Origin of the sequence: Streptomyces melanosporofaciens (genome assembly GCF_900105695.1) — a bacterium.
Classification (GTDB): Bacteria; Actinomycetota; Actinomycetes; order Streptomycetales; family Streptomycetaceae; genus Streptomyces; species Streptomyces antimycoticus.
On sequence record NZ_FNST01000002.1, the window covers coordinates 6549703 to 6573925 of the forward strand.

At 73.0% G+C, this 24223-nt stretch carries 16 protein-coding genes; 9 read left to right on the forward strand and 7 right to left on the reverse strand.

Features of this window, described 5'->3' with window-relative positions; translation table 11 throughout:
* Nucleotides 1-3: 3 nt before the first annotated feature.
* The 3 genes from BLV72_RS31190 to BLV72_RS31200 all read left to right on the forward strand — a co-directional run bounded on the left by BLV72_RS31190 (nucleotide 4) and on the right by BLV72_RS31200 (nucleotide 3307).
* On the forward strand, nucleotides 4-1593 hold the full coding sequence (locus BLV72_RS31190; RefSeq protein ID WP_093466439.1) for an ABC transporter substrate-binding protein: 1590 nt from the start codon (nucleotides 4-6) through the stop codon (nucleotides 1591-1593).
* 135 nt (nucleotides 1594-1728) lie between these two features.
* Nucleotides 1729-2670 (forward strand): quinone oxidoreductase family protein, encoded by a 942-nt coding sequence (locus BLV72_RS31195; protein ID WP_093466440.1) that lies wholly within the window; start codon nucleotides 1729-1731, stop codon nucleotides 2668-2670.
* Nucleotides 2671-2713: 43 nt separating this feature from the next.
* Complete coding sequence (locus tag BLV72_RS31200; protein ID WP_093466442.1) at nucleotides 2714-3307, forward strand: TetR/AcrR family transcriptional regulator; 594 nt, start codon at nucleotides 2714-2716, stop codon at nucleotides 3305-3307.
* Nucleotides 3308-3335: 28 nt separating this feature from the next.
* Here the strand turns inward: BLV72_RS31200 and BLV72_RS31205 are convergent, their stop codons facing one another.
* Complete coding sequence (locus BLV72_RS31205) at nucleotides 3336-4133, reverse strand: SAM-dependent methyltransferase (RefSeq protein WP_093466443.1); 798 nt, start codon at nucleotides 4131-4133, stop codon at nucleotides 3336-3338.
* Nucleotides 4134-4251: 118 nt separating this feature from the next.
* Nucleotides 4252-5166: a VC0807 family protein gene (locus tag BLV72_RS31210; protein WP_244321101.1), complete on the reverse strand. Its 915-nt coding sequence runs from the start codon at nucleotides 5164-5166 to the stop codon at nucleotides 4252-4254.
* Nucleotides 5167-5586: 420 nt separating this feature from the next.
* Between BLV72_RS31210 and BLV72_RS31215 the strand changes: the two genes are divergently transcribed.
* Both BLV72_RS31215 and BLV72_RS48150 read left to right on the forward strand, forming a co-directional pair.
* Complete coding sequence (locus tag BLV72_RS31215; RefSeq protein WP_093466445.1) at nucleotides 5587-7164, forward strand: MMPL family transporter; 1578 nt, start codon at nucleotides 5587-5589, stop codon at nucleotides 7162-7164.
* A complete protein-coding gene (locus tag BLV72_RS48150) occupies nucleotides 7053-7826 on the forward strand; it encodes an MMPL family transporter (RefSeq protein ID WP_244321457.1) in 774 nt (257 codons plus the stop codon). Before BLV72_RS31215 ends, BLV72_RS48150 begins: the two co-directional genes overlap by 112 nt.
* On the opposite strand, the gene BLV72_RS31225 is transcribed toward BLV72_RS48150, so the two are convergent.
* Entirely contained in the window at nucleotides 7803-8399 is a 597-nt protein-coding gene (locus BLV72_RS31225; RefSeq protein WP_093466446.1) for a hypothetical protein, read from the reverse strand. The genes BLV72_RS48150 and BLV72_RS31225 overlap by 24 nt on opposite strands.
* Before the next feature lie 250 nt (nucleotides 8400-8649).
* Between BLV72_RS31225 and BLV72_RS31230 the strand changes: the two genes are divergently transcribed.
* Complete coding sequence (locus tag BLV72_RS31230; RefSeq protein ID WP_167746427.1) at nucleotides 8650-10026, forward strand: WS/DGAT domain-containing protein; 1377 nt, start codon at nucleotides 8650-8652, stop codon at nucleotides 10024-10026.
* Here the strand turns inward: BLV72_RS31230 and BLV72_RS31235 are convergent.
* Nucleotides 9975-11129, reverse strand: a complete 1155-nt coding sequence (locus BLV72_RS31235; protein WP_093466449.1) for an SDR family oxidoreductase — start codon at nucleotides 11127-11129, stop codon at nucleotides 9975-9977. The two genes, BLV72_RS31230 and BLV72_RS31235, sit on opposite strands and share 52 nt — an antisense overlap.
* Before the next feature lie 411 nt (nucleotides 11130-11540).
* On the opposite strand from BLV72_RS31235, the gene BLV72_RS31240 reads away from it, so the two are divergent.
* From BLV72_RS31240 to BLV72_RS31250, 3 genes are all read left to right on the forward strand, one after another.
* Nucleotides 11541-16826, forward strand: a complete 5286-nt coding sequence (locus BLV72_RS31240; protein WP_093466451.1) for a type I polyketide synthase — start codon at nucleotides 11541-11543, stop codon at nucleotides 16824-16826.
* A gap of 683 nt (nucleotides 16827-17509) precedes the next feature.
* Entirely contained in the window at nucleotides 17510-19711 is a 2202-nt protein-coding gene (locus BLV72_RS50260) for an SDR family NAD(P)-dependent oxidoreductase (RefSeq protein WP_244321458.1), read from the forward strand.
* Complete coding sequence (locus BLV72_RS31250; RefSeq protein WP_208905784.1) at nucleotides 19708-20643, forward strand: AurF N-oxygenase family protein; 936 nt, start codon at nucleotides 19708-19710, stop codon at nucleotides 20641-20643. Before BLV72_RS50260 ends, BLV72_RS31250 begins: the two co-directional genes overlap by 4 nt.
* A 64-nt stretch (nucleotides 20644-20707) precedes the next feature.
* On the opposite strand, the gene BLV72_RS31255 is transcribed toward BLV72_RS31250, so the two are convergent.
* From BLV72_RS31255 to BLV72_RS31265, 3 genes are read right to left on the reverse strand one after another with little or no spacing between them, the layout of a single operon-like run.
* A complete protein-coding gene (locus BLV72_RS31255) occupies nucleotides 20708-21496 on the reverse strand; it encodes a hypothetical protein (protein ID WP_244321102.1) in 789 nt (262 codons plus the stop codon).
* On the reverse strand, nucleotides 21486-23105 hold the full coding sequence (locus tag BLV72_RS31260) for a substrate-binding and vWA domain-containing protein (protein WP_244321103.1): 1620 nt from the start codon (nucleotides 23103-23105) through the stop codon (nucleotides 21486-21488). Before BLV72_RS31260 ends, BLV72_RS31255 begins: the two co-directional genes overlap by 11 nt.
* Nucleotides 23066-24217, reverse strand: a complete 1152-nt coding sequence (locus BLV72_RS31265) for a hypothetical protein (protein ID WP_093466455.1) — start codon at nucleotides 24215-24217, stop codon at nucleotides 23066-23068. The genes BLV72_RS31260 and BLV72_RS31265 overlap by 40 nt, the downstream gene beginning before the upstream one ends.
* Nucleotides 24218-24223: the final 6 nt, after the last annotated feature.

A 24223-nucleotide genomic window follows, 5' to 3' on the forward strand; every position in this document is an offset into this window, starting at 1 on the left:
AGCATGCTGTTCCGTCTGTTCCGCCGTCACCCTCGCGAGTGGGGGCCGCTCGAATGGCTGGCCGTCGTCGGGGTCGGCGCCCTGGTCGCCGTCGCGATCACCGTCGTCGTCAACGTGGCGCAGGGCCCCGGCAGGTGTGGTGACGATCTGCGGGAGATCGGCGGAGACTGCGTGGGCGTCACCGCGGAAGCCTTCGAGGCGGACCCGGGCATCGAAAGCCTCATCGGGGCGGTGGCGGACGAGAACGCGCGGGTGCGGCAGGACTGGGAGGATCCGCCGAGCGGGCCCAAGATCCCATACGTGCGGATCGCGCTGATGATGCCCTTCACCGCGGACGACCACAGCGCCATGACGGTGGACATGATCCGCCGCGGACTCGCCGGTGCGCTGGCCGCCCAACGGCAGGCCAACCGCTTCGGCGGGCCGCAGTACCAGCTGCTGCTCGCCCCCGACGGCCGGAACCTCGACCGCTGGGAGCCCGTCGTCGATCGCCTCGCCGAGCTGTCCAAGGACACCCGGGCGCCACTGGTCGGCGTGACCGGCATCCCCAGCAGCACCCCGGAGACCCGCAGGGCCATCGCCGCGCTCAGCAAGCACAGTATCCCCACCGTCGGCCCGGTCATCACCGCGGCCAACATGAACTCCCCGTACTTCTTCAAGACCTCGCCCAACAACGACCAGTTCGCCCGCGCCCTGGGGCTCTACCTGGACAAGAAGCCGGCCGGGCACCGGGGCTTCCTGGTCTGGGACAACCGCAGCGAGGACGTCTACTCCCAGAATCTGCGCAGCGTCTTCGAGCGGCACTTCGGCACGGCATACGACCTGACCAACCACAACTCGAACTTCACCGGCACCTCCGGAACCGACAAGGGCATCCCCCAGCGGTTCACCGACGCCGTGCAGAAGATCTGCAACGAGAAGTCCGACACCGTCTTCTTCGCGGGCCGCGACCAGGACCTGCCCGCGTTCATGGAGCGCATGGCGCAGGAGGGCAGTTGCGGGCGCACCTCGACGCTGCGCATCCTGAAGGTCGGCATCGGCCTGGAACCCACCCTCACCGCGGACGCGCCCACCCGGTGGCTGGACGAGGCACGGGCCACGATCGTCGACGCCTCCTCCGTCGACCCCGCCTGGTGGGCGGGGAAGAGCAACCCCAAGAAGGCGCTCGGCCGCTTCCTCGACCGCTTCGAGGAGATACGGAAGCAGCACAAGCTGGGCGGCAAGCCGCTGGACGACGGCTACGCCGTGATGTACCACGACGCCTTCGCGCTGCTCGCGGGCGCCGTGGACCGCACCTTCGCCGAGATCAACGAGGGCGGCAAGAAGGCGCCGGAGGCGATGAGCATCCCGACCAAGGACGATGTGTACAACACCCTCATCATCCCGAGCATCGCCGGCGACTCGTGCAGCTCCTGCTTGGTCGGCGCCGGAGGCACCTACGGCTTCGAGGGCCCGGGCAAGAACGACCAATGGGCCGTCTGCAAGCCCGTCCCCGTAGTCGAGTACCCGTCGAGCGCCCGCTCCGGCGCCCCGGGCGCGGCCACCCTCTACCGCACCTACCGCAGCGGCTCCGAGAGCGCCTGCCCCTCCTGAGGCGACGGCTCCCGCCACACCGGCTCCTGACACGACAGCACGCCACGGGTTGGCGTCCTCCCGTCGTTGACGCTCGACGGATTCCATCATAACGTTCCGATGCGGACCGGAACGTTATCGTGAACGGAGCAGCCCATGAAGGCCGTCATCGTCAGGTCGTCCGGGGATCTCGCCGTGGTCGACGCGCCGGAACCCGTGCCCGGGCCGGGCCAGGTGCTCGTCGACGTCGACGCGATCGGCGTCGGCTACGTGGACGTGATGGCCCGGCGAGGCGAGTACGCCTACTTTCCCGGCGCGGGGTCGGTGCCCGGCCTGGAAGTCGTCGGCCGCGTGACGACGGTCGGACCGAACGCGCCCGAGGCGCTCGCCGGGCAGCGGGTTCTCGCCCTGCCCGCCTTCGGCGGCTACGCCGAGAAGGTCGTCGCCGACGCCGACCGGGTCTTTCCGGCACCGCCGGGCACCGACGCGGCCGATGTGGTCACGCTGGGCGTGAACGCGCTGGTCGCCGAGGGCGCGCTGCACCGGGCGGGAGCCGCCGCGGGAGAACGTGTGCTCGTGCGCGGCGCCGGCGGCGGGATCGGCGTGCTCGCCACGCAGATCGCCCACTCGCGCGGAGCCGAGGTCACCGTCGTCACCTCGTCCCCGGCCCGCGGCGAACGCCTGCGGGCGCTGGGCGCCGCACGGGTCGTCGACCGGACCGGGTCCGCCCTTCCCGGGCAGACGTACGACGTCGTCGTGGACACGGTCGCCGGCCCGGACCTGGGGAAGCACCTCGAACTCCTGCGGCCCGACGGGCGCTACGTCCTGTGCGGCGCCGCCGGTGGATCTCCCGGGCCGGAAGCGTTCGCACCGCTGCTGAGCCACTTCCACGCATCGCCGACGCTGTACGCCTTCAGCCTGAACTCGCTGTCCCCCGAGGACCTTCGCTCCTCCTGGGCGAGGATCGTGACGCTGCTGGCGGACGGCCGGCTCTCGGCCGTGGTCGACCGTCGTCTGCCGCTCACCGAGGCCGATGCCGCCCTCCGGCTGGTGGAGAGCGGAAAGCCGTTCGGCAAGGTCGTCCTGTCCCCCCGGTAGGGTGGCCGGACAACAGGGTTTCGTGTGGTTCCAGGAGAGTTCGATGGCACGCCGGCGGGACGAGCGGATCGACCACGCCGTGCTGGCCGCGGTGACCGAACTCGTGGCGGAGGTCGGTTATCCGGCCCTGACCATGGAAGCCATCGCGCAGCGGGCGGGCACCACCAAACCCGCCATCCGCCGGCGCTGGAAGAGCCAGAAACACTTGGTCGTCGAGGCCATGGCGCGGGACCGGGCCGGAGTCGTGGACATGGACACCGGATGCACGCACTGCGACATCGTCGGCCATCTGGAAGCGCTCCGGGTCGCCATGGACGACCCGGTCCTCGGCCATGTGCTCCCGGCGCTCGTGGCCGACCTCGCGGACGATCCGGAGCTGCGGGACACCTTCCTCACCGCGGTCTGGGCACCTCGCCGGGAAGCGTGCGAGGTGTCCCTGCGGAAGGGAGTCGCGCGCGGCGACCTCCGCGCCGGCCTCGACGCCGACCTCGTGCTGGACCTGTTCGCCGCCCCCATCGTCTTCCGGTCGCTCTTCGGCCACTCCAAACTCGGACCGAAGTTCCCGGAGGACGTAGCGCGCGCGGTGCTCCGCGGGGTGGGAACGGGCGACGGGCACCGCTGTGCGGAGCGCGGCTGACGCCGGCCGGCGCCGAGCCTCGGGCGGGTCAGCCCGTCTTGCGCGCCACGCCGCCGTAGTAGCCGATATCGCCGGGCCTGGTCCGCGGCGGGGCGTCCGGGCGCCAGTACGGGACCTCGGCCAGACCGGGCTCGACCAGGGTGAAGCCGTCGAAGAGCCGCTCGACCTCGGCGCGGGACCGCAGGTTCAGGGTGGCGGTGGCGTTGTCGTACACGGCCTGGGCCGCGCTGCGGTCGGCGAAGTCGCCCGTGGCGTGGGAGAGCACCAGGAAGCTCCCGGCCGGAAGCCCGTCGCGCAGAGTGGCGAGGACCCGCTCGGGCTCCTCCGCCTCGGTGAGGAAGTGGACGATGGCGACGAGGAGCAACGCCACCGGCTCGTCGAAGTCGATGACCTCGCGGACGTCGGGGTGGTCCAGGATGGCCCGCGGATCGCGCAGGTCGGCCAGCGCGATGCTGGTCGCGGCGGAGCCGCGGAGGAGCACATTGGCGTAGGTGTTGACGATCGGGTCGTTGTCGACGTACGCGACGCGCACGTCCGGCGCCAACTCCCGGGCGATCTCGTGCACGTTGGGGGAGCTGGGCAGCCCGGTGCCGATGTCGAGGATCTGCCGGATGCCGTTGCCGACCACGTAGCGCACGGCACGCCGCAGGAAGTCGCGGTTGGCCCGTACGCCGCTCCACACCTCGGGCGCCGCGGCGGCGAGCCGGTCACCCGCCTCGCGGTCCACCTCGTAGTTGTTCTTGCCGCCCAGCAGGTAGTCGTAGATCCGGGCAGGATGCGGCCTGCTGGTATCGATCTCCTCGGCGCGGAAGCCGTTCTCCGTCACGCTATTGCTCCTCTCGACGGCCGTCACGGCCCCCGCATGCGTGTCCGGCTGTCGAACAGCTTCCCATATCGACGCCGCGCCCGGCCGCCGGAGTTCACCCGCGGCCGGCTACGCGGTGTCAGGCGGGCTCGGTCGCCTTCGCCTCGGCGGGCGTTGCCTCGTCCGCTGCTGCCTCAGTCTCAGCCTCCGCTTCAGCCTCGGCCACCGTCTCAGCCTCAGCCACCGTCTCAGCCTCAGCCTCGGCGGCCACCTCAGCCTTGGCCACTGCCTCAGCCTCAGCCTCTGCCTCGGCCGCAGCAGCCGCTGCCGCGGCGGCGCGCGCCTGGCCCTTGCGGCGGGACCGCTTGCCGTACACGCCCGTCCACACGCCGAGGGAGGCGAGCACGGCGTAGATCAGGACCGGGCTCAGGACCACCATGGTGTCGGTTCTCAGGGTGTAGGACAGCACGATCCGGACCGCGGACTCCATGCAGTAGGCCACGCCCCAGACGGTCGTCATCGTCAGCATGGCCTTGCGGAAGCCATCGACGTTCCACAGACCGTTCCACCAGGAGGTGCTCTCCTCGGTGCCGTCGGTGGCGAACTTGCGCCCCAGGTAGAACATCAGCGGGCGCGGCGTCAGCAGCGTCGCCAGGCACAGCAGGCCGAACAGCCCGGTGACGGCCGAGTCCTTGATCAGCAGGGCGCGGGCCGAGTGTGCGCCGACCGTCGACACCACGGCGGTGATCACGATGAACACGAGGGTGACGATGGCGAGTTCATCGAGGCGGCGGCGCCAGACGATGTGAACGGCGCCGTCGACCACCGGCCAGGCGCTGCTGAGCAGCAGGGCGGCGAATTCGCTCCAGCCGTGGTCGCGCAGCACGTTGTAGGTGACGATCGGCGCGGCGACGTTGAGGGTGAGTGTGACGACCCAGCCGAGAATGGCGGCGCTCTTGGACCGGGCGGGCGCGGCCGGCCGGTCGCTGATCGGTGGTGCCTGTGGCTCCGGTGCGCTCGAAGCGCTCTGCGTGGTGGTGTCCTGAGTGAGCACGGTTCCCCTGTAACTGTTCCTGGTAGTGCGGGAAAAGAGAAACGTAAAGCAGCCATGTCGTAAGAGGACAGGGCCGGGACATCAAATGTCGCAAAAATCTCGGCAGAAGGTTGTTTCAGGGGGTCGGTAACGGTCAAGTGACTGCTCGGAGCGGTATTCCGGGGCCCTCTCCGGCGTTTTGGGGCGTCAAAGGCCATTGCGGTGAGAGGCCCTGAGAAAAGCCCTTTGCGAACCCGGTCCGGTAAACGACAGTTTCCGTTGTGTAAGGGCGCACCCGGAAAATCCGGCCGCTACCCCCGATAGCGGGGCATTGCGGGGCTTCTCCGTACACCTGGGTGACCTGGAGGAGTGTCGTTCGTTGGGCGTCCTGCGCGGGCCGTCCCACCGTGGGCGCCGGCGCGGTGAGCCAGGGAGGGTGGCATGTTCGTCCGGCTGGGGCGTTTCGACGTCGCGCGCAGGGTCTGGGTGCTCGCGGGGGCGGTGCTGGTGCTGGTGGTCTCCTGCTGGGCGTGTTCCGGGCTCTCCGGGCGGCTCAGCTACGGCGGCTTCATGGCACCGGCCGCCGAGGCGACCCGGGCGGCGGACGCGATCCGGACCGAGGTGGGGGAGGGCGGCGCGGATGTCCTGGTGACCTTCCGCAGCAAGGAGCTGGCCGCCTCCCGGCCCGCCTTCCGGGAGGCGGTGGAGGACGCGCTGCGCCGGGCGCCCAAGGGCACGGTGGACCGGGCGACGACGGCCTGGTCCTCGGCCAATCCGCTGCTGGTCTCCCTCGACCAGCACGCGACCGTGGTGCCCATCCTGCTGAAGGGCGACGGGGAGACCGGCCGCACCCAGAGCTATCTGGCGCTGCGGGACGCCCTGCGCGCACCGGGTTTCGAGGTCACCTGGACCGGGCCGAGCGCGATCATCTCGGAGATCGTCCAACGGTCCCAACGCGACCTGGTGCGCACCGAGTTGATGGTGCTGCCGCTGATGATGCTGCTGATGGTGTTCGTCTTCCGGGGCGTGGTCGCCGCACTGCTGCCGGTGGTCACCGGAGTCCTGGCGACGGCCGCGGCCCTCGCCGCGCTGCGCGCCGTGGCCGATGTCATCGAGGTCCCGTATGTGACGGTCAACCTCGTGGTGGCCATCGGCCTCGCCGCGGGTGTCGACGCCGGTCTGCTCATCGTCAGCAGATTCCGGGAGGAGCTGCGGGCGGGACGCACCCCGGCGGAGGCCGTCGCCATCACCGTCGACACCGCCGGGCGGACGGTGGCGCTCTCCGGCGTCGTCATGACCTTCATCGCCGTGGGCCTGGCCTTCTTCCCGCTCGGGTTCGTCCGCGCGCTGGGCATCGGCGCGGCGGCCGGGCTGCTGGTGGGGGCCCTGGTGACGGTGACGGTGCTGCCCGCGCTGCTGTTCTGCCTGGGCGAGCGCGTGGACGCGCTCTCACCGGCTTGGCTGCGGCGCCAGGGCGGCCGCCGGGACGGCGTGCTGTGGGGCCGTGTGGCCCGTGCGGTGATGCAGAAGCCCATCGCCTACACCTGCGCCGTCTCCGCGCTGCTGCTCGCCCTCGCGGTGCCCTTCCTGCACACCGTCATCGGCTTCCCCGACCAGCGGATGCTGCCCGCCGGGGCACCGGCCCGGGTGGCGGCCGAACGCATGGAACACGACTTCGCCGTCTCCGGCCTCGGCACCCTGCAGGCCATCGCCACCTTCGACCACCCCGTGGACCGCGGCCGGGGCCACGCCGACCTGCTCACCTGGACGCGGAACGTCTCCGAACTCCCCGGTGCCCGGGGGTGCTGGTGGCCGGGACCACCGGGAACAAGGCCGTCATCTACGTCGGCCAGGACCAGCGGGTGGAGAGTGCCTCGGCGAAGTCACTGGTACGGGCCGTGCGCGCGCTGCCCGTACCCGGCGGCAGCGGTGTGCTGGTGGGCGGCGCGTCGGCCCTCGCCGTGGACACCATGGACACCTTCTACCGGCTGCTGCCCCGGGTGCTCGCCTTCATGGTGATCACGAGCTTCGTGCTGCTCACCGTCGCCCTGCGCTCGCTTGTGCTTCCCCTCAAGGCGCTGGTGATGAACGGCCTGTCCATCGGCGCCTCCTTCGGCGCCCTCACCTGGATCTTCCAGGACGGACACGCCAGCAGGCTGCTCGGCGCCGAACCGACGGGTTACGTGGACGCGCTGGCCCCCATCGTCATGCTGTTCCTCCTCATCGCGGTGTCCATGGACTACGAGCTGTTCCTGCTGCTGCGCATCCGTGAGCAGTACCGCCTGCTCGGGGACGACCGGGAGTCGGTGGCGGTGGGGATCGAGCGCTCGGGGCGGGTGATCAGCGCCGCGGCGGCGGCCGTTCTGGTGGTGACGGCCTGCTTCGCGACCAGCAGTGTGGTCATGGTGAAGGAGATCTGCGTCGGTGTCTTCCTGGCGGTGCTGATCGACGCGGTGCTCGTACGGGCGGTGCTGGTACCCGCCGTCATGCGGCTGCTCGGCGCGGCGAACTGGTGGTGGCCCCGCCTCTCCCGGAGTTCCGGCACGGCCGGGAAATCCCGCTCGGGCAAGGGCGGGCGGAAATGGCGTACCGGCAAGGGCGGGCGACCGGAGGCCGCCCCGGAACACGCGGCACGGCTTCCGGCCCCCGCCGAGGCGTCAGCCGAACGTCAGCCGCGCTGAGCCGCTGCCCGAGCCGCCGGCCAGCCTGCCCTGCGTCCAGCAGTCCCGGCCCACACCGCGGTCGTTCACCGTGATGTCGACGCCCGCGGAGCCCGCGAAGAGGCCCCGGGCGATCTGCACGTTCTCGGCCCTGAAGGTGACGTCGCCGTCGGCGTCGTTGGTGAAGCGGAGCTTGCCGCCACCGGTGCTGGTGCCGACCCGCGCACCGCCCGGCCCGATCCACTCCGCCGTGCCCGTGCCGGTGCCGACGGCCGCGGCGCAGGTGCCCTCGGCCATGCCCTCCAGGGTGACCCGCACCTTGGAGACCACGGCGGAGCCGAGGCAGTTTCCGGTGATGGTGGCCCGGTAGCCCGCGACGCCGCTCTGGTCGCGTACGAGCACCAGGTCGGGGTTGGTGGGCTCCACCGTGGCCGTGCCCTTGCAGGTCAACGGCAGGGGTACGGCCGGCGCTTCGGCGGCCGCGCGGGCCGGGGGCTGCTGCCCCAGTAAGGCCACGGCGGTCGCCGAGGCCGCCAGCAGCCCCAGGGCCGCCGTATGGACGAGGGCGCGCCTGCGCCCGTTCGCTGAAGTCACGCACTTCTCCCAGGTCGGGCCACACAAAGGGGTGGCCGCTTCCGATGATTGATCCGTCCGATGATGGCGGCCGGAGGAGGCGTGGCCGTTGGTCCGTGCGGGTGATTCACCCGCACGGTCACCAAGGTGTACCCGTTGTCGTGAAGACGCCCGCCGACCGCTGACGCGGCGGCCCCGGACGGTGACGTGGACGCCGCCCGGGCGTTGTTCCGGCTGCCGGTCGATGGCACCGGCGGAGGGGTGGTGGAGGATGACGGGGAAGCGCGGGAAACCGACGGGGAAGGCGACCGGGAAGCCGACGGGGAAACTGCCGTTTCCGGACGCGGCTCTCGTGGCGTACGGGAAGGCGCACCCCGGCACCGGACTGACCATCGGCGTGGTGCTGGAGCTGGAGGGCCCGCCTCCCGACCGGTGCCAACTCGCCGACTCGCTGCGGCCGGTGGCGGAACTGCTGGGCACCGGGCCCTTCGACGGCGGGCCGTGGAGTGGCGCGGACGGGAACGCCGAGGCCGCTTTGGAGCGGGGGCTGTCCGACGTGGCGCATGAGGCGCTGGCCAGCCCGCTGGAGCCGCACCGCTGGTCCTGCTCCACGGTGGCGGGGCTGCCCGGCGGCACGTCCGCCCTGGTGTGGCGGGCGGACCATCGGCTGCTCGACGGGGCGGGAGTGGTCGGCGTACTGGCCGCCTGGACGGGCGCCCTTGGCCCGGGCGCCCTTGGCCCGGGCGTTCATGTCCCGGGAGCTCACGGACCCGGCGCCCTTGGCCCGGGCGCCGCCACGGTGTCCCCCGCGCGGGCCGAACCCTGGCGGGCACGCGGCGCCCTGCACCGTGCCGTCACCGATCCGCTGCGCGCGGCCTGGCTGTGCGGGACGCCCCTGCTGGAGCGGCGCCGGGGGAGCACGGCGGAAGCCGTCGGTGGCCCGCCCGCCACCCTCTCCTACGCCTGCGCGGAGACGGACCTCGACCTGCTGCGCGACATCGCCCGCCGCCACGGCACGACCGTCAACGACGTATACCTGGCCGCGCTGAGCGGCGCGCTGCGCGCCCAGCCCCAACTCCACGGCACCGAGGGGCAGATGCGCGCCATGGTCCCGGTGAACGTCCGGGGGCCCGGGGACGCGGCCGTGCTGCGCAACCGCCATATCCCGCTCCGGATCCCGCTCCCCGTGGCGGAGCCCGACGCCGGACGCCGCCTCGCCCTCGTCGCCGCCCGCACGGCGGGTCGCGCCCGCGCCCTGCGCCATCCGCTGGTGCGCGCGGTGTTCCGGTCCGTCCCCGCCGTGGCCGGGGGATGGTGTTTCGAGCGGTACTTCGACCCGGGCCGCGCCACCCTGCTCGCCAGCAATGTGCGGGGCCCCTCGTCCCCGCTGGTGGTGGCCGGGCGGCGGGTCCTGCACATACTGCCGCTGAACTTCCTCCCGGCCGGACACCGCCTGTCCACCGTGCTGGCCACCGCCCAGGGCCGGGCCGTGGCCGGCTTCACCACCACCGAGCCGCGCCCGGCCGCCGAGTCGTTCGCGGCCGCCTGGCTGGGGGAGTTGCGGGCGCTGGCCACGGCGGGGCCGTGGGGGAGCGTTCAGGCGGCCGGGGCGGATGCCACCGCCTCTCCGGCCGCGTCGGCGAGGTAGGCGGCGTCCAGGGGCTTCGGGTCGGGCAGGCCCGCGGTGTCGTGCAGCAGGTTGCTCCGGTCGTACGTCCGGCGTTGCGCGGTGAAGACCAGCAGCGAGGCCAAGTGGTGTGCGAACAACGACTCGTAAGGGTCCGGATCGTCCAGGTCGTCCACGAGGTCCAGGGTCAGCCCCGGGTACAGCCGCTCCAGGACCTTCACGGCCGTCGCGAAGGGTGTGTTGTGCGGATGGGTCAGATGCACCGTGCGCACCCCCGCCGGGGCGCCGGGGCGGGCCGCCGCCCGCGCGGCGCACACCGCCGCATGGGCCGCGTATTCCACCGGGACCAGGTTCAGCGCCCCGCCGCTCCCCGCGCGGACCCGCACCCGCAGACCGCTGCCGTGGGCGTCGCCCCCGTCGAGGAGCGAGGCGAGCGCCGGATCGTCCTCGGCCCTGCGGCGCAGCGCCTCGTGGATGAGGAACGCCAGCACCGCCAGCGGCTGGCGCTGCCCGCTGCCGTGGACGGGCCGGTCGGAGACGAGCAGCGACGGCCGCAGGATCGTGGCGCCCCGGCCGGTGCGGGTGCTCCAGGCGTGCACCGCGCGTTCGGCGGTGTACTTGCTCTCCTCGTACGGCGTCAGGAAGCCGTGGCCGCCGTCCAGGTCGTCCTCGCGGATGTGCCCCTCGGCGCGTCCCCCGGCGACGTACGCGGTGCTCAGATGGACCACCCGCGCCCCGGCCGCCTCGGTGGCCAGGTCGAGGACGCGCCGGGTGCCCAGGACGTTCGCCTTGAACAGCGGCACCGGGTCGTCGTGCAGCGCGAGCTGCGCGGCACAGTGCCAGACCACCGAGCACGCGTCGGTGAGGGCGCGGCGCTCGCCGTCGGTGAGGCCGAGGCCGGGCAGGGTGAGGTCGGCGGACACGTACCGCAGGCGCCCGCGCGGCGTCGCGGCGCCCGCCAGGCCGTCGAGCCCGTCGAGGGCCGTCTCGACGCGTGCCCGCAGACTCCCTTCCCCGCCCCGGCCGAGCACGGTGACGGGCCGGTCGCCGCCGTCCTCGGCGAGCAGGTGGCGCAGGATGCGGCTGCCGAGGAAACCGGTCGCGCCGGTGAAGAGTACGGCCATGGCGGGCTCCAGACGTCGAAGGGCGGGTGAGGGGCTGTGCGATCCGGCGGCGCGATCCGGCAGCGGATCCGAGGGGGCACGCGATGCGGTGGCGGTTCCCACCGCGCCGGGACCGCGCCGGTGACCGCGCCGGGGCGCGTGCCGAGGACACCACACCGACCGCACCCCGCCGCGCCGCCCACCCCGCCGTACGCACGCTCTGTACGGGCCCCGTCGACGTACATCACCCGAATGGGCTAAGCGGCCCGAGCCGGCTCCGTTCACCTCACCGAGTGCACTTCGCCGCCGTTCCCTCCAACGGGTGTACAGACGGCCTCGGCGGTCGTCCGTCTGGCCTAGTGTGCGTCGCTGCCGAGAGCGTGACGCGGGCTTCCCGCCGGTGTCGCGAAGTGACTGGAGAAAGGCCCCGGTATGCGTCAGGACGAGGCCGAACCGATCGCGGTGGTGGGGGCGGCCTGCCGGCTCCCCGGTGGCATCCGGGACCTGGACGGGCTCTGGGAGGCCCTGGAGCAGGGCAGGGACCTGGTGGGGGAGGTGCCCGCGGACCGGTTCGACGCCCGCCTGTTCACCGACCCCGCCGTGCCGCGCCGGGGCAAGTCGTACACCGCGGCCGGGGGTTTCCTCGACGACGTGGCCGGATTCGACGCCGCCTACTTCGGGATCTCCCCCAAGGAAGCGGCCCACATGGACCCCCAGCACCGGCTGCTGCTGGAGATGACCGCCGAGGCGCTGGACGACGCCGCCGTGGACCCCGCCACGCTGGCCGGTTCGGACACCGCGGTGTTCGTCGGCATCTCGGATGCCTCCTACGGCGCGCTCCAGATGTCCGCGCTGCGCACGGTGGGCGCCTACACCATGTCGGGCGCCGCCTCGTCGATCGCCGCCAACCGGGTCTCGCACGCCTTCGATCTGCGCGGTCCCAGCATGGCGATCGACACCGCCTGCTCCTCCTCCCTCGTGGCCCTCGACCGCGCCTGCCGCACCCTGTGGGAGGGCGGCGGCCGGGCCGCGGTCTGCGGCGGGGTCAATGTGCTGCTCAGCCCGTTCCACTACGTGGGGTTCTCCCAGGCGTCGATGCTGTCCCAGCGGGGCCGGTGCGCCTCCTTCTCGGCGCAGGCGGACGGGTTCGTCCGGGCCGAGGGCGGCGGCGTGGTCCTGCTGAAGCGGCTGTCGGACGCGCTGGCCGACGGCGACCGGATCCACGGACTCGTCCTGGGCACCGGCAGCAACAGCGACGGCAGGACCATGGGGCTCGCGCTGCCCAGCCCCGAGGCGCAGGAGCGGCTGCTGCGCGAGGTCTACGACCGCGCCCGGGTGCACCCCGACGAGCTGGTGTACTTCGAGGCGCACGGCACCGGCACCCCGGTCGGCGACCCGCTGGAGGCCCTCGCCATCGGCCGGGCCCTCGGCGTACGCCGGATCTCCGGGGCCCTCCCGCTCGGCTCGGTGAAGACCAACCTCGGCCATCTGGAGCCCGCGTCCGGCATGGCCGGTCTGCTCAAGGCCCTCCTGGTACTGCGACACCGCACCGCACCGGCCTCCCTCCACGCCGAACCGCCGCACCCCGACATCGATTTCGAGGGCCTCGGCCTGCGGCTCACCACCCGGTCCACGGTCCTCGCCCCCGCCACGACCGGCGGGCGCGCCGTCGCCGGGGTGAACTCCTTCGGCTTCGGCGGCGCCAACGCCCACGCCATCGTGGCCGAACCCCCGCCCCCGCCGGACCGCCCGCGACCCCCGCGCTCACCGGTGCCCCTGCTCGTCTCGGCCCGCACCGCCAAGGCCCTGTCGGAGGCGGCCGAGGCCACGGCCGCACACCTGGACGAAACGACCCCCGACGACTTCTACGACTTGGCCCACACCTCCTACCTCCGCCGCGGCCGCCACGAACACCGCGCCGTCGTCTGGGCCACCACGCCGGGGGAGGCGGCGCGGGGGCTGCGCGCCTTGACGGCGCCGGAGCCCGAGCCGGGGCGGCCGGGTGTCGGCGGAGCTGGTGGGGAGTTGGCCGTGCACGCCGGGGCGTCGACCGCACCCACTGGGGAGTCGACTGCGCTCGCCGCGGAGCCGACCGCGCCCACGAGCGAGCCGACCGCGCCCACGAGCGAGCCGACCGCGCCCACCGGAGAATCGGCCGCGCCCGGCGGTGAGTTGTCCGTGCACGCCGCGGAGTCGGTCGCATCTGGCGGGGCGTCGATTGCGCCCGGCGGCGAGTTGGGCGCGCTCGGCGGGGAGCTGGTGGTGTCCACCGGGGACCCGATCGCGCCCGCTGGGGAGTCGGCCGCGCCGACCGTGAAGCCGACCGCGCCCGACGGAGAATCGGTCGCGCCCACCGGCACACCGACCGCGCCCACCGGCGTACCGGCCACGCCCGCCAGCGCCTCGACCGCCGCCCCCACCCGGGTGCAAGCTGCACCCGGAGCGGTGAGTGCCGCCGCCGAGAGCGGGCGTGTCGCCTTCGTGTTCTGTGGGAACGGCTCGCAGTGGGCGGGCATGGGGGCGGACCTCTTCTCCGCCGATGCCGTCTTTCGTCGCGCGGTGCGCGAGGCCGACGCGGAGCTCGCGCCCCGGCTGGGCTGGTCGGTGGCCGATCGCCTCACCGCGCCCGCCGGGGAGGCGGACCTTGGTGCGACGGAGGTCGCCCAGCCCCTCCTGTTCGTCGTGCAGTTGGGCATCACCGCGGTGCTGCGCGCCCGGGGGATCGAGCCCGCCATGGTCGTCGGCCACAGCGTCGGGGAGGTGGCCGCCGCTCACATCTGCGGGGCGCTGTCCCTGCCGGACGCGGCGCGGGTGATCGCCGAACGTGGCCGGGTGCAGGGGACCACGGCCGGCAGTGGCCGGATGGCCGCCGTCGGGCTGTCGGCCGACCGGGCCGCGAAGGCTCTTGCCGGGTACGGGGAGAAGCTGGAGATCGCTGGGGTCAACAGCGCCGAGGACGTCACGGTGGCCGGTGACGCCGAGGCGCTGGCGCTGCTCGGCGCGGAACTCGCCGCCGAGGGCATCTTCTTCCGGGACCTGGGCCTCGACTACGCCTTCCACAGCCGCCATATGGACCCCACCGAGGACGAACTCCGCGCCCGCTTGGTCGACGTGACACCGTCGCCGGTGCGGGTGCCGTTCTACTCGACCGTCACCGGTTTCCGTGCCCGCGGCACCGACCTGGACGCGGCGTACTGGTGGCAGAACGTGCGCCGCCCCGTGCTCTTCGCGGACGCGGTGCGGCGCGCCCTCGCGGACGGGGCCGGCATCCTCCTGGAGATCGGGCCCCATCCCGTGCTGCGCGCCTACCTGTGGCGCGTGGCGTCCCGACGCGGAAAGACCGGCATCGGGACCGGCATGGGGACCGGCACTGGCACCGGGCCCGGCAGCACTGTCGTTCTGCCCACCCTGCGCCGCGGTGCGGACGGCCCCGCCGCCCTCGGCGCGGCGGTGGCCGGAGCGCTCGCGGCCGGGGCCTCGGCCGATCTCACCCGGCACTTCCCGGTGCCGGGCCGGGTCACCCGGCTCCCCGCGTACCCATGGCAGTACGAGCGCCACTGGTCCGGCACCCCCCGCTCCTGGGCCAACTCCAGCGGGGACGGCGTCATCGTCCACCCGCTGCTCGGCGAGCGCATGCCCACCGCCGTCCCCAGTTGGGAGGGCGCGATCGAGCCCGTCCTGGTGCCCTGGCTCGCCGACCACCGGCTCGGCGGATCCGTCGTCATGCCGGCCACCGGATACGCCGAAGCGCTCCTCGCCGCGGGGCGCGCCGTACACGGACGGCCGGTCGAGGTGGCACACCTCGACGTCAGCGCCAGCCTCGTGGTGCCCTGGGCGGACGCCTCCGCCGTACGGCTGCGGGTCGGCCTCGACCCCGACACCACCCTCGCCACGGTCACCAGCACCGACGAGCGCGGCCCGGAACCCCGGGCGCACGCGCGGGCCCGGGTGCGCCCGCTGCTGAGCCCCCGGCCCGAGCCGGTGGACCCGGAGCGGCTGCGCGCCCGGTGCGCGACGCGCGTCAGCGGCGAGGAACACTACGCCGCCTGCGCCGAGGTGGGGCTCGTCTACGGGCCCGCGTTCCGGACGCTGGACGAGGTGCGCCTGGGGGCGCGGACCTCGGTCGCCACCTACCGGCACGAGGCCCCGGGCGCCCCGTACACCGCGCATCCGGCGCTGCTCGACGGAGCCCTCCAGACCGGTGTCGCCCTCCTCCACGACCGGCTGCGGGAACGGGGCGCCTATCTGCCCGCGTCCATCGGCGCGGTGCGGGTGTGGTCGGCGCCGTCGCCCACCGGGATCATGTGGGTCACCGAACGCGACGCCACCGACAGCGAGGTCTGCTGGGACATCACGGTCGCGGACGCCGACGGCACCGTCACGGCACGCCTGGAGGAGTGCCGGCTGCGCCTGTTCCCGATCGCCCGCACCACGCCCGTCACCCTCCATCACACCGTTCCGCGGGCCGCTCCCCGCGCCCATCTCCCGGCCGCGCCCTCGCCCCTGCCGCCCCCCGAGGCCATCCTCCGGGACGCCGCCCCGCGCCTGGACGCCGTACGGGAGCGGTGGCGCGAGGCCCGCTACGACCTGACCTCGCGTCATGACGAGGAGCTGACCGCGCGCTCGGTCGCCGCCGCGCTGGCCCGGCTGCTGCCCGACCCCGCCGCGCCGTTCACCGCCGACGACCTCGTGGCGGCCGGAATGGAGGAGCGCCACCGCCCCCTGATCGCCCTGCTCGAACCCCTCCTGCTGCGCCGCGGCCTGCTCACCGAGACCCCCGGCGGCCGATGCCTGACCCTCGACGCCCGCCACACCCCGCCACCGGTCCGCGAGGCCCTCGTCCGGGCCCCCGGGGATGTGCACCGGATCGCCCTGGCGACACATCTGACCCGGCACCTGGCGGACGTCCTCACCGGCCGCGCGAGCGCCCTGGCGCTGCTCAGCGCCGAATCGGTCGCCCATCTCCTGGAGCAGTACTACGACACCGCGCCGACCTCCCGCTTCCACAACCGCCTCGCCCAGGCCCTGCTCCGCGCCCTGCTCGCCCGCTGGCCCGCCGACCGCGCGCTGCGCGTCCTGGAGATCGGCGCCGGCACCGGCGGCATGACCGCGGCGCTGCTGCCCCTGCTGCCGGCCGACCGCACCCGCTACCGCTACACCGATGTCTCACCGGCCTATCTGACCCGCGCCCACAACCGCTTCGGCGACTACGACTTCGTCGAGTACGGCACCTTCGACCTGGACCGGGACCTCGCCGAACAGGGCTACCACCCACAGGGCTTCGACCTCGTCGTCGCCGCCAACGCGCTGCACACGGCCAAGGACCTGGAGCCCGCGCTCGGCCGCGTGGCCTCGCTCCTCGCGCCCGGCGGACACCTGCTGGCCTTCGAATGCCATGAGCCGGAGATCCTGCTCCCCGTCTTCGGCGCCCTCGACAGCTTCCACCAGCGCACCGACACCGGCCTGCGGCCCGGCTCCCCGCTGCTGACCCGCGAGCAGTGGCCCGCGCTCCTGCGCCGGTGCGGCTTCACCTCCTGTGCCCGTACCGGCGACACCGAGCCGCCCGGACGCGACCACGCCTCCGTCTTCCTCGCCGCGGCCGGTGGCGCCCCGCCCTCGCCGCCGCGGCACCGTCACCGCCCGCCCCCTCCGCCGCGTACATCGTCTGCGGCGACACGGCCGACGACCCGCTGCCCCACGCCGTCACCGAGGCGCTGACCGCACACGGCGCCGGGCACACCGTTCTCACCGACGCCCACACCGACGCCGCCGCGTGGGGCCGGGCGCTGACCGAGTCCGGCACCGGCGAGACGACCGTCGTCCTGATCCTGGGCGGCGCCGAACCCGACGACGCCGAGGAGGCCGTGGCCCGCGCCACCCACGCCGGTCAGACGCTGCGGGCCGTCGCGGAGGCGCACCGGTCCCTCGGCTCACCGGCCGGGGTCCGGCTGTGGCTCATCACCCGGCCGCACGGCGCCGAGGCCACCCCCGGACCGATCACCCACCCCACCGACGCCGCCGCCTGGGGCGTGGCACGCTGCCTGGCCAACGAGGAACCCGATCTGCGCGGGCGCCGCCTGAGCCTGTGCCGGGGCGGCGACCCGGCCGCGGACGCCGCCCGGCTGGTCCGCGAACTGCTCGACATCGAGGCCGCCCCCGGCAACGCCGAGCAGGAGGACGAGATCGTGCTCACCGCGCACGATCGCTTCGTCCCGCGCGAGCGGGCCCTGCCGCCCGCCGTCCCCCTCGCCGACGGCGCGGCCCCGCCGCCGTTCGCCCTGCGGGTGCGCCGGCCCGGCCTCTCCTACCGCCTCGCCTGGCAGGAGATCCCCCCGCCGGTCGCGGGTCCCGGAGAGGTGGTCGTCGAGGTGCGCGCGGCCGCCCTGAACTACCGCGACATCATGCAGACGGTCGGGCTGCTGCCGACGGAGGCACTGGCTGGCAGCCCACGCGAGGAGAACCTCGGACTCGAATGCGCGGGCGTGGTCACCGCCTGCGGGCCGGGTGTGGACCGCTTCGCGCCCGGGGACCGGGTCGTCGGGCTGCTGACCGGGGCGCTCTCGTCCCACGTGGTCAGCCCGGCCCGCAACCTGTGGCCGATCCCCGGCGGGGCCACCTTCGCGGAGGCCGCCGGCGTGCCCGTCGCCCTCTGCACCGTTCACTACAGCCTGCTGTACACCGCCCGGATGCGGGCGGGGGAGACCGTGCTCGTGCACGGCGCGGCCGGTGGCGTCGGCCTCGCGGCCCTCCACTACGCACGGGCGCACGGCGCCACCGTCATCGCCACGGCGGGCAGCGAGCCCAAACGCGATCTGCTGCGCGCACTCGGCGTGGAACACGTCCTCGACTCGCGCTCGCTGGACTTCACCGTCCAGGTCATGGACGTGACCGGCGGCAGGGGAGTGGACATCGTCCTCAACTCCCTCTCCGGACAGGCCCTGGCGCGGGGCCTGGAGGTGCTCCGCCCCGGCGGCCGCTTCATCGAACTCGGCAAGCGCGACTTCTACGAGGACCGGACCCTGCCGCTGCGCCCGTTCGGCTCCCATATCTCCTTCCACGGCGTGGATCTGACCACCGTGCTGCGCGACCCCCGGCTGCTGGGAGACCTCCTGGAGGACGTGGGACGGACCCTGGGGGACGGCCGGGCGCCGGAGAGTGGCCCGGAGTTCCAGCCGCTGCCGCACACCGTCTTCCCCGCCGCCCGCGTGGCGGACGCCTTCCTGCTGATGCGCCACTCACGCCATATCGGCAAGGTCGTCGTCACGTTCGACCCGCTGGATGAGCCCTGCGCCGTCGAACCCGCCTCCTCGCCCGCCTCTCCGCTCGCGCGTGGGACGTCCGCCACGCCCCGCGCACCCCAACTCGACCCCGATGCCTCCTACCTGGTCACGGGCGGCACCAGCGGCTTCGGCGCGGCCACCGCACAGTGGCTCGCCGGGCTGGGCGCCCGGCATCTCGCGCTGGTGAGCCGCAGTGGGGCCTGCGGCCCGGAGGCCGCCGCCGTGCGCGACGCGCTCGCCCCGGACGGGGTTCGGGTCACCGCGTACGCCGCGGACGCCGCCGACGCGGAGGCGATGCGCCGGGTGCTGAAGGACATCGACGAGAACGGCCATCCGCTGCGCGGTGTGGTCCACGCGGCCATGGCACTGGACGACGCACCCCTCGCCGAGCTGACCGCCGAGCGGATGAGCGCCGTCCTGCGGCCCAAGATCGCCGGAGCCCACGTCCTGGACACCCTGACCCGCGGGCGTCCGCTGGACTTCTTCCTGTGCTACTCCTCCACGACCGCCATGGTGGGCAACTTCAAGCAGTCGGCCTACACGGCGGGCAATCTCTACCTGGAGGGCCTGGCCCGGCTGCGCCGACGACACGGCGAGGCGGCGCTCACCCTCGCCTGGGGCGCCATCGGCGAGATCGGATACGCGGCCCGCAACGACCTGCTCGACTCCCTCCACGGCCTGGGCATCGAGCCCCTGGCCCCGCACACCGCCCTCGACCACGGCCGGCGGCTGCTCGGCGACGACCGGCCGGACGCCCCCGCGGTGGTGGGCGTCTCCCGGACGGACTGGTCGCGCGCCGCCGTTCTGCTGCCCCTGCTGCGCGCCCCGCGCCTCGGCGACCTCGTACCGCCCCAGGTGGGGGACGGGGAGGCCACCCGCGAGGAACTCCTGCGCCGGCTCTCCCTCATGGACGAGGAGACCGCCCTCGCCCACCTCGTGGACCAGCTCACCCGCCTGCTCGCGGAGGTCCTGCACATGGACCACGAGGCACTCGACCCCCACCGGCGCCTGGACTCCTACGGCATGGACTCGCTGATGGCCGCTCAGGTGCTCGTCTCGCTCAACCAGCGCTACGAACTCGACATCCCGCCCATGGAACTGCTGCGCAGCAACGGCACCATCGCCGAGTTCGCCAGGATCGTGCAGCTCCGGCTGGGACTGCAGGTCACGGCTCCGCCCGGCGCCCCACCGGGCCCCGACATCCCCGGCCCCGCAACAGCATCGCCCGCCGCCGCCCCGGAGTCCCCCGCACCGGCAGGACCGCTGCCCGTCCCGGCCCAGGCCGGACCGGACCGCTCGGTCACGGCAGGCGGTGCGCGGTGAGGGAACCACAGCCGCGGGGCCGCTCCGCGCCCGCCCCCACGGGCACCCCACGCCAGACACCGGCCGAGGTGGCGGGACGGTTGCTGCGCACCGCGGCCAAGCACACCTACGATCCGGCCCTCGCCATCGACTGGGACGCCCCGCCCGAGCCCGGGCACTGGTATCTCCAGCCGGAGCGGATGTCGCTGTACGCCACCCCCACCTGGCACCGGCTGAGCGAGGAGCGGCGCCTCGCGCTCTCCCGCAGCGAGTGGGCCAACATGATCAGCATGGCCACCTGGTTCGAGCTGACCTTGATGCAGATGCTCACCGGCCAGCTGACCGCCCGCGATCCGGCGTCGCCACGCACCCACTACGCGCTGAGCGAGGTGGCCGACGAGACGCGCCACGTCGCCATGTTCGGCCGGGCCCTCGGCACCCTGGGCTGCCCGGTCTATCGGCCGCCCGCCCTCGTCCGGCACCTGGGCCGGGCGGTGCTCCCGCAGCTGCGCGGCGCGAGTCTGTTCGCGGCCGCGCTGCTGATCGAGGAGGTCTACGACCGTTTCCAGCGGGAGGCCATGGGCGACGAGCGGGTGCAGCCCCTCGTACGGCAGGTGTCGCGCCTGCATGTGATGGAGGAGTCACGGCACATCCGCTTCGCCCACTGCGAACTCCTGGACGCCACGCGCGGCAGGTCGGGCGCCGTGCTGGAGGTCCACCGGCAGCTCACCGCCTGGTGCGCGATGCTGGCCATGAGCACGTACACCAACGCCCCGATCTACCGGGCCGTGGGCCTCGACCCGCGCCGCGCCGCCCGGGAGGCCCGCGCCAATCCGCACTTCCGGCAGACCATGCGCTGGGCGGGCGAGCGGCTGGTCGCCTTCCTCACCGACGCCGGACTGATCACCGCGCTCCAGCGCCCCCTGTGGCGCCGGAGCCTGCTGCTCGGCTGAACGCCCCCAGCGGGCGCTGAACATCCCGCGGGCGCCGAACACCCCCCGGGGGGGGCACGGCGCTTCAGCTGAAGATCGCGATGGCCTCGATGGTCAGCTCACCGGTCCCGGGGTTCCAGTCGCGCACCTTGCCCAGGCAGCGCGCCGGGAACGTGCCCTCGTGGCTGTCGTCGTTGCGCAGCCCGTCCGTGGCGCACAGGACACGGACCTGCGGCCCCTCGGCCGGGTCCTCCGGGTCGCCGTACGGGGCGAGGAAGACGGTGCGCTCGGGGGTCTGCCGGGCCTTGCGGAACCGGCCCCGTATGGAGACGAAGTCCTCGATGTCGCGCAGCCGGACGCTGTCCGCGGCCCCCGGACCGGGGCGGTCGACCGTGTCCAGCGCCCGGGCCAGGGCGTGGTTCCAGGTGATGGTGCCGGTCCTGAGATCGCCGTGGACGATGGCGTCGGTCCGCTCCAGGGTGTCCACGATGAGGCCGATCGCCGTGATGGGCCGGGCGCTCTCGATGTACATGCTGATTTCCTCGCGGCTGACGTTCCTGCCGCCGCTGACGCCCACACCGAAGAGCCGGGCCCGCAGCGATCCGTCCGTGGTGCGGGTGATCCGCTGCTCGACCTCCCGCTCCAGCGCCTTCTCGTAACGGCCCATCTCGTACAGGTTCATGATGGCGCGGTCATGGAGGTAGAGGCAGATGCCTTCGGTCGGCTTCTCGGGGCTCGGTCTGCAGCGTCTGCGATATCGCTGCAGGCGGACCGCCAGCCAGACCACGACGGCGATCAGGCTCACGGCGGTCGCCGTCCACACGAGCATCCAGGGCCACCAGACGCTCCACCACATCCCGTTGTCAACAGCCACGGATCTCCTTGAAGGCGTCGGGAAGGGAGCGGGCGCCCGCGTCCACCATGCGCCCGCCGGTCGTACGCGCCACCCGGGTCAGCTCCGCGGTGTCCGCCTCGCCGAACCGGAGCGGGAAGGTGGGGACGTCGCGGACCGCCTCCGGCTGTGCCGCGTACCGGCGCCGGAACTCCTTCGGACCGATGCCGGAGGTGTTCTCGCCATCGGTCATGAGGACGATGGAAATCGGCTGCCCGGGGTGGTCGTCGGCGATGCCGGACGCCTTCCGGTAGGCGTGGTCGAGCGCGGACCAGATGGCGGTGGAGTTGTCGAAGTCGTCCGCCGCGACGAAGGACTTCACGGAGTCCAGGTCCCGCCGCCCGTCGACGGTGACATCCCGCTCGGCGAGCACCCTGCCGCCGAAGCGCATCACGGTGATCCTCTCGCCCTGGTAGAACCGCACGAACTTCCCCGTGGCGGAGGTGTCGGCACCGCTGAGTCCGGCGAACGTCGAGCGCAGCGAGGCCACCCGCGCGCCCCGCATCGAGGTGGAGAAGTCGAGGAGGAAGATCACGTGGTGGGCGGTGGGCAGCCGGGGATCGCCGTAGTCCTCGACGAGTTGGTCCACCACCGCCCGCTGGTTGGGGAAGTACAGCGCGTTGCCGATGTCCGCCCGCAGCCGGGGGTCCCTGCGCACCTCCGCGCCGAGCGGCCGGCGCAGCGTGCGTTCCATGATCTTCTTCTGTGTCGACGGGCTCTTGAGCCAGTCCGCCACCTTGTCGTACGCCTCGCGCTTGCGCGGGTCGAGCAGGAGCAGCGGATAGTCGGACAGCACCATGCCGTCCTTCGGGTAGACGATCTCCAGCTTCTCGTGGAGCTTGCCGCCGGCGTTGAGCGAGAGCAGCTCCGATTCGTAGGTGATCAGGGCGTCGAGCCGATCCTGGTGGGCGATGTACTGCTCGCGCAGGTCCGCGCTGCTGTCCGCGGTGAGCTTCTGCCCGGTGCGGAAGCCGCGCAGCCGGTCGCAGGAGATGTCCTCGGCGCGCAGCGCGCTGCCGGTCCCGGCCGCGGCGGTCGCGACGCCGACGAGCGCGGACAGGCCGCTGTTGGTGCGTTTCGGATCGGCCATGCCGAAGCGCACCGAGCCCGCGGCGGCGGCGTCGGCGATGTCCGCCCAGGACACCTGACCGCCCTTGGCCCTGGCCCGCAGGGCCCTCGCCGTCTCCGGCTTCACGCCGACGACCACGGGGGAGAGCATGGTCGTGGTGGCGAGTGGTTTGGCGGTGGCCTTGGACTCCTTGAGCCGGAGCTGGAAGTAGCGGTCGGAGGAGAGCCAGGCGAGGTCGTGGTGGTACTCACCGGGGGTCAGCCCGTTTCCGGCGTCCACGGTGGCCTGGTACTCCATCTCCAGGTCCACCCCCGTGTCCCGGCGGAGGTCGTCGAGCAGCGGCTCCATGTCCCTCAGCTCCGAACTCGCCAGCACCCGCAGGGTGGTGGGCTCCTCGTCACCGGAGCCGCAGGCGGTGGCGGTGGCGGTGGTGAGCAGGGCCAGACAGAGCGCGAGCACCACCCGGCGGTGCGGACGCCGCCTCATGAGGTCGTCCCGGGGGTGCTCGTCGGCGGCGGGCATTCGCCGACGGTGGTGATCATCCGTTCCAGCAGCGGCAGGCTCGGCAGCGTCGCCTTGGTGTCATTGGCCGCCGAGGCGGGCGCCGGGATGCCCTGGTCCTCCAGGAACCGGTACAGCTCGGTGCTGGTCGCCTTGCCGCTGGAGTCCAGGACGCGGAAGCCCAGTTCCATCGCCCGGCGCTGGAGCTGGTCATCGTTCTCGATCAGTTCCCCGAGCCGGTCGCCCTTGGGGGTGAGCGCGATGTACTCGGGCTCGGTCAGGAACTGCGTCGAGGGATAGAGCAGCACCCGCTGCGAGTCGGGCTTTCCGGTCTGCTGCCGCTGCCGGATCTGGTAGGCGAAGTACTGGTGCTCATAGACCACCACGATCGGGGCCAGGCCCTTTCCCTCGGGCACCTCGTACGTCTGGAACATCTGCTCCGAGGGAAGCCCCTGGGATACGAGCGTCGGCTTGATCTTCCGGGCCACGCGGTCCGCCGCCGCGTTGTCCGTCGGAACGGTGTTGCCGTTCTCGACGAAGGCGACCAGCCCCAGATACGTCCCGGCGTGGTTCGCCTCGCAGACGTTCGACGTCTGGGCCAGAATCCTGTTGCCGTTCTCCGTCCGGTATTTATTGATTCCGATATCGCTCCATTTCTTCCCGCCCGCGCTCAGTTCGATGAACCGCTTCATATTGAGGGTGTAGTAGAGCGTGCTGCTCCCGTCCGCGCCGACGCCCTGCCGTGGTGTGGCGAGACCGTTGTCCCGCAGGGTTTCGGCGTATTCGCGGTAGGTGGCGAGGACGATGGGGCTGACGAAGGCGGAGTGCCCCTTCGCGTACGCGTTCTTCCTCTTGCGGTCGTTCTTGATCAAGTCGGCCGCGGGCCGGCCGGACGGAAAGGCGAAGTCGTATCCGTCGAAGCCGGTGGTGGCGATATCCCGGGAACCCATGCGGGTGATGTGCACCCTGATGCCGTGTTTCATCAGGAGGCGCTGGACCTTCTCGTCCTCGAAGAACTCCGACTTGGAGGCGATCTTGCCTTCGAGTGTGGTGACCCCGTCGAAGGGGAGCAGTAGATGCCCGCCCGCGGTGAGCGCCAGCAGCCCGGCCACGGGAAAGACGAGCGCGGTCACGAGCGA

Excerpts from the sequence above, each read along its gene's own strand:
- BLV72_RS31190 (WP_093466439.1), top strand. The coding sequence starts at position 4 with ATGCTGTTCCGTCTGTTCCGCCGTCACCCTCGCGAGTGGGGGCCGCTC.
- BLV72_RS31195 (WP_093466440.1), top strand. The coding sequence starts at position 1,729 with ATGAAGGCCGTCATCGTCAGGTCGTCCGGGGATCTCGCCGTGGTCGAC.
- BLV72_RS31200 (WP_093466442.1), top strand. The coding sequence starts at position 2,714 with ATGGCACGCCGGCGGGACGAGCGGATCGACCACGCCGTGCTGGCCGCG.
- BLV72_RS31215 (WP_093466445.1), top strand. The coding sequence starts at position 5,587 with ATGTTCGTCCGGCTGGGGCGTTTCGACGTCGCGCGCAGGGTCTGGGTG.
- BLV72_RS31230 (WP_167746427.1), top strand. The coding sequence starts at position 8,650 with ATGACGGGGAAGCGCGGGAAACCGACGGGGAAGGCGACCGGGAAGCCG.
- BLV72_RS31235 (WP_093466449.1), bottom strand. The coding sequence starts at position 11,129 with ATGGCCGTACTCTTCACCGGCGCGACCGGTTTCCTCGGCAGCCGCATC.
- BLV72_RS31240 (WP_093466451.1), top strand. The coding sequence starts at position 11,541 with ATGCGTCAGGACGAGGCCGAACCGATCGCGGTGGTGGGGGCGGCCTGC.
- BLV72_RS50260 (WP_244321458.1), top strand. The coding sequence starts at position 17,510 with ATGCAGACGGTCGGGCTGCTGCCGACGGAGGCACTGGCTGGCAGCCCA.
- BLV72_RS31260 (WP_244321103.1), bottom strand. The coding sequence starts at position 23,105 with ATGCCCGCCGCCGACGAGCACCCCCGGGACGACCTCATGAGGCGGCGT.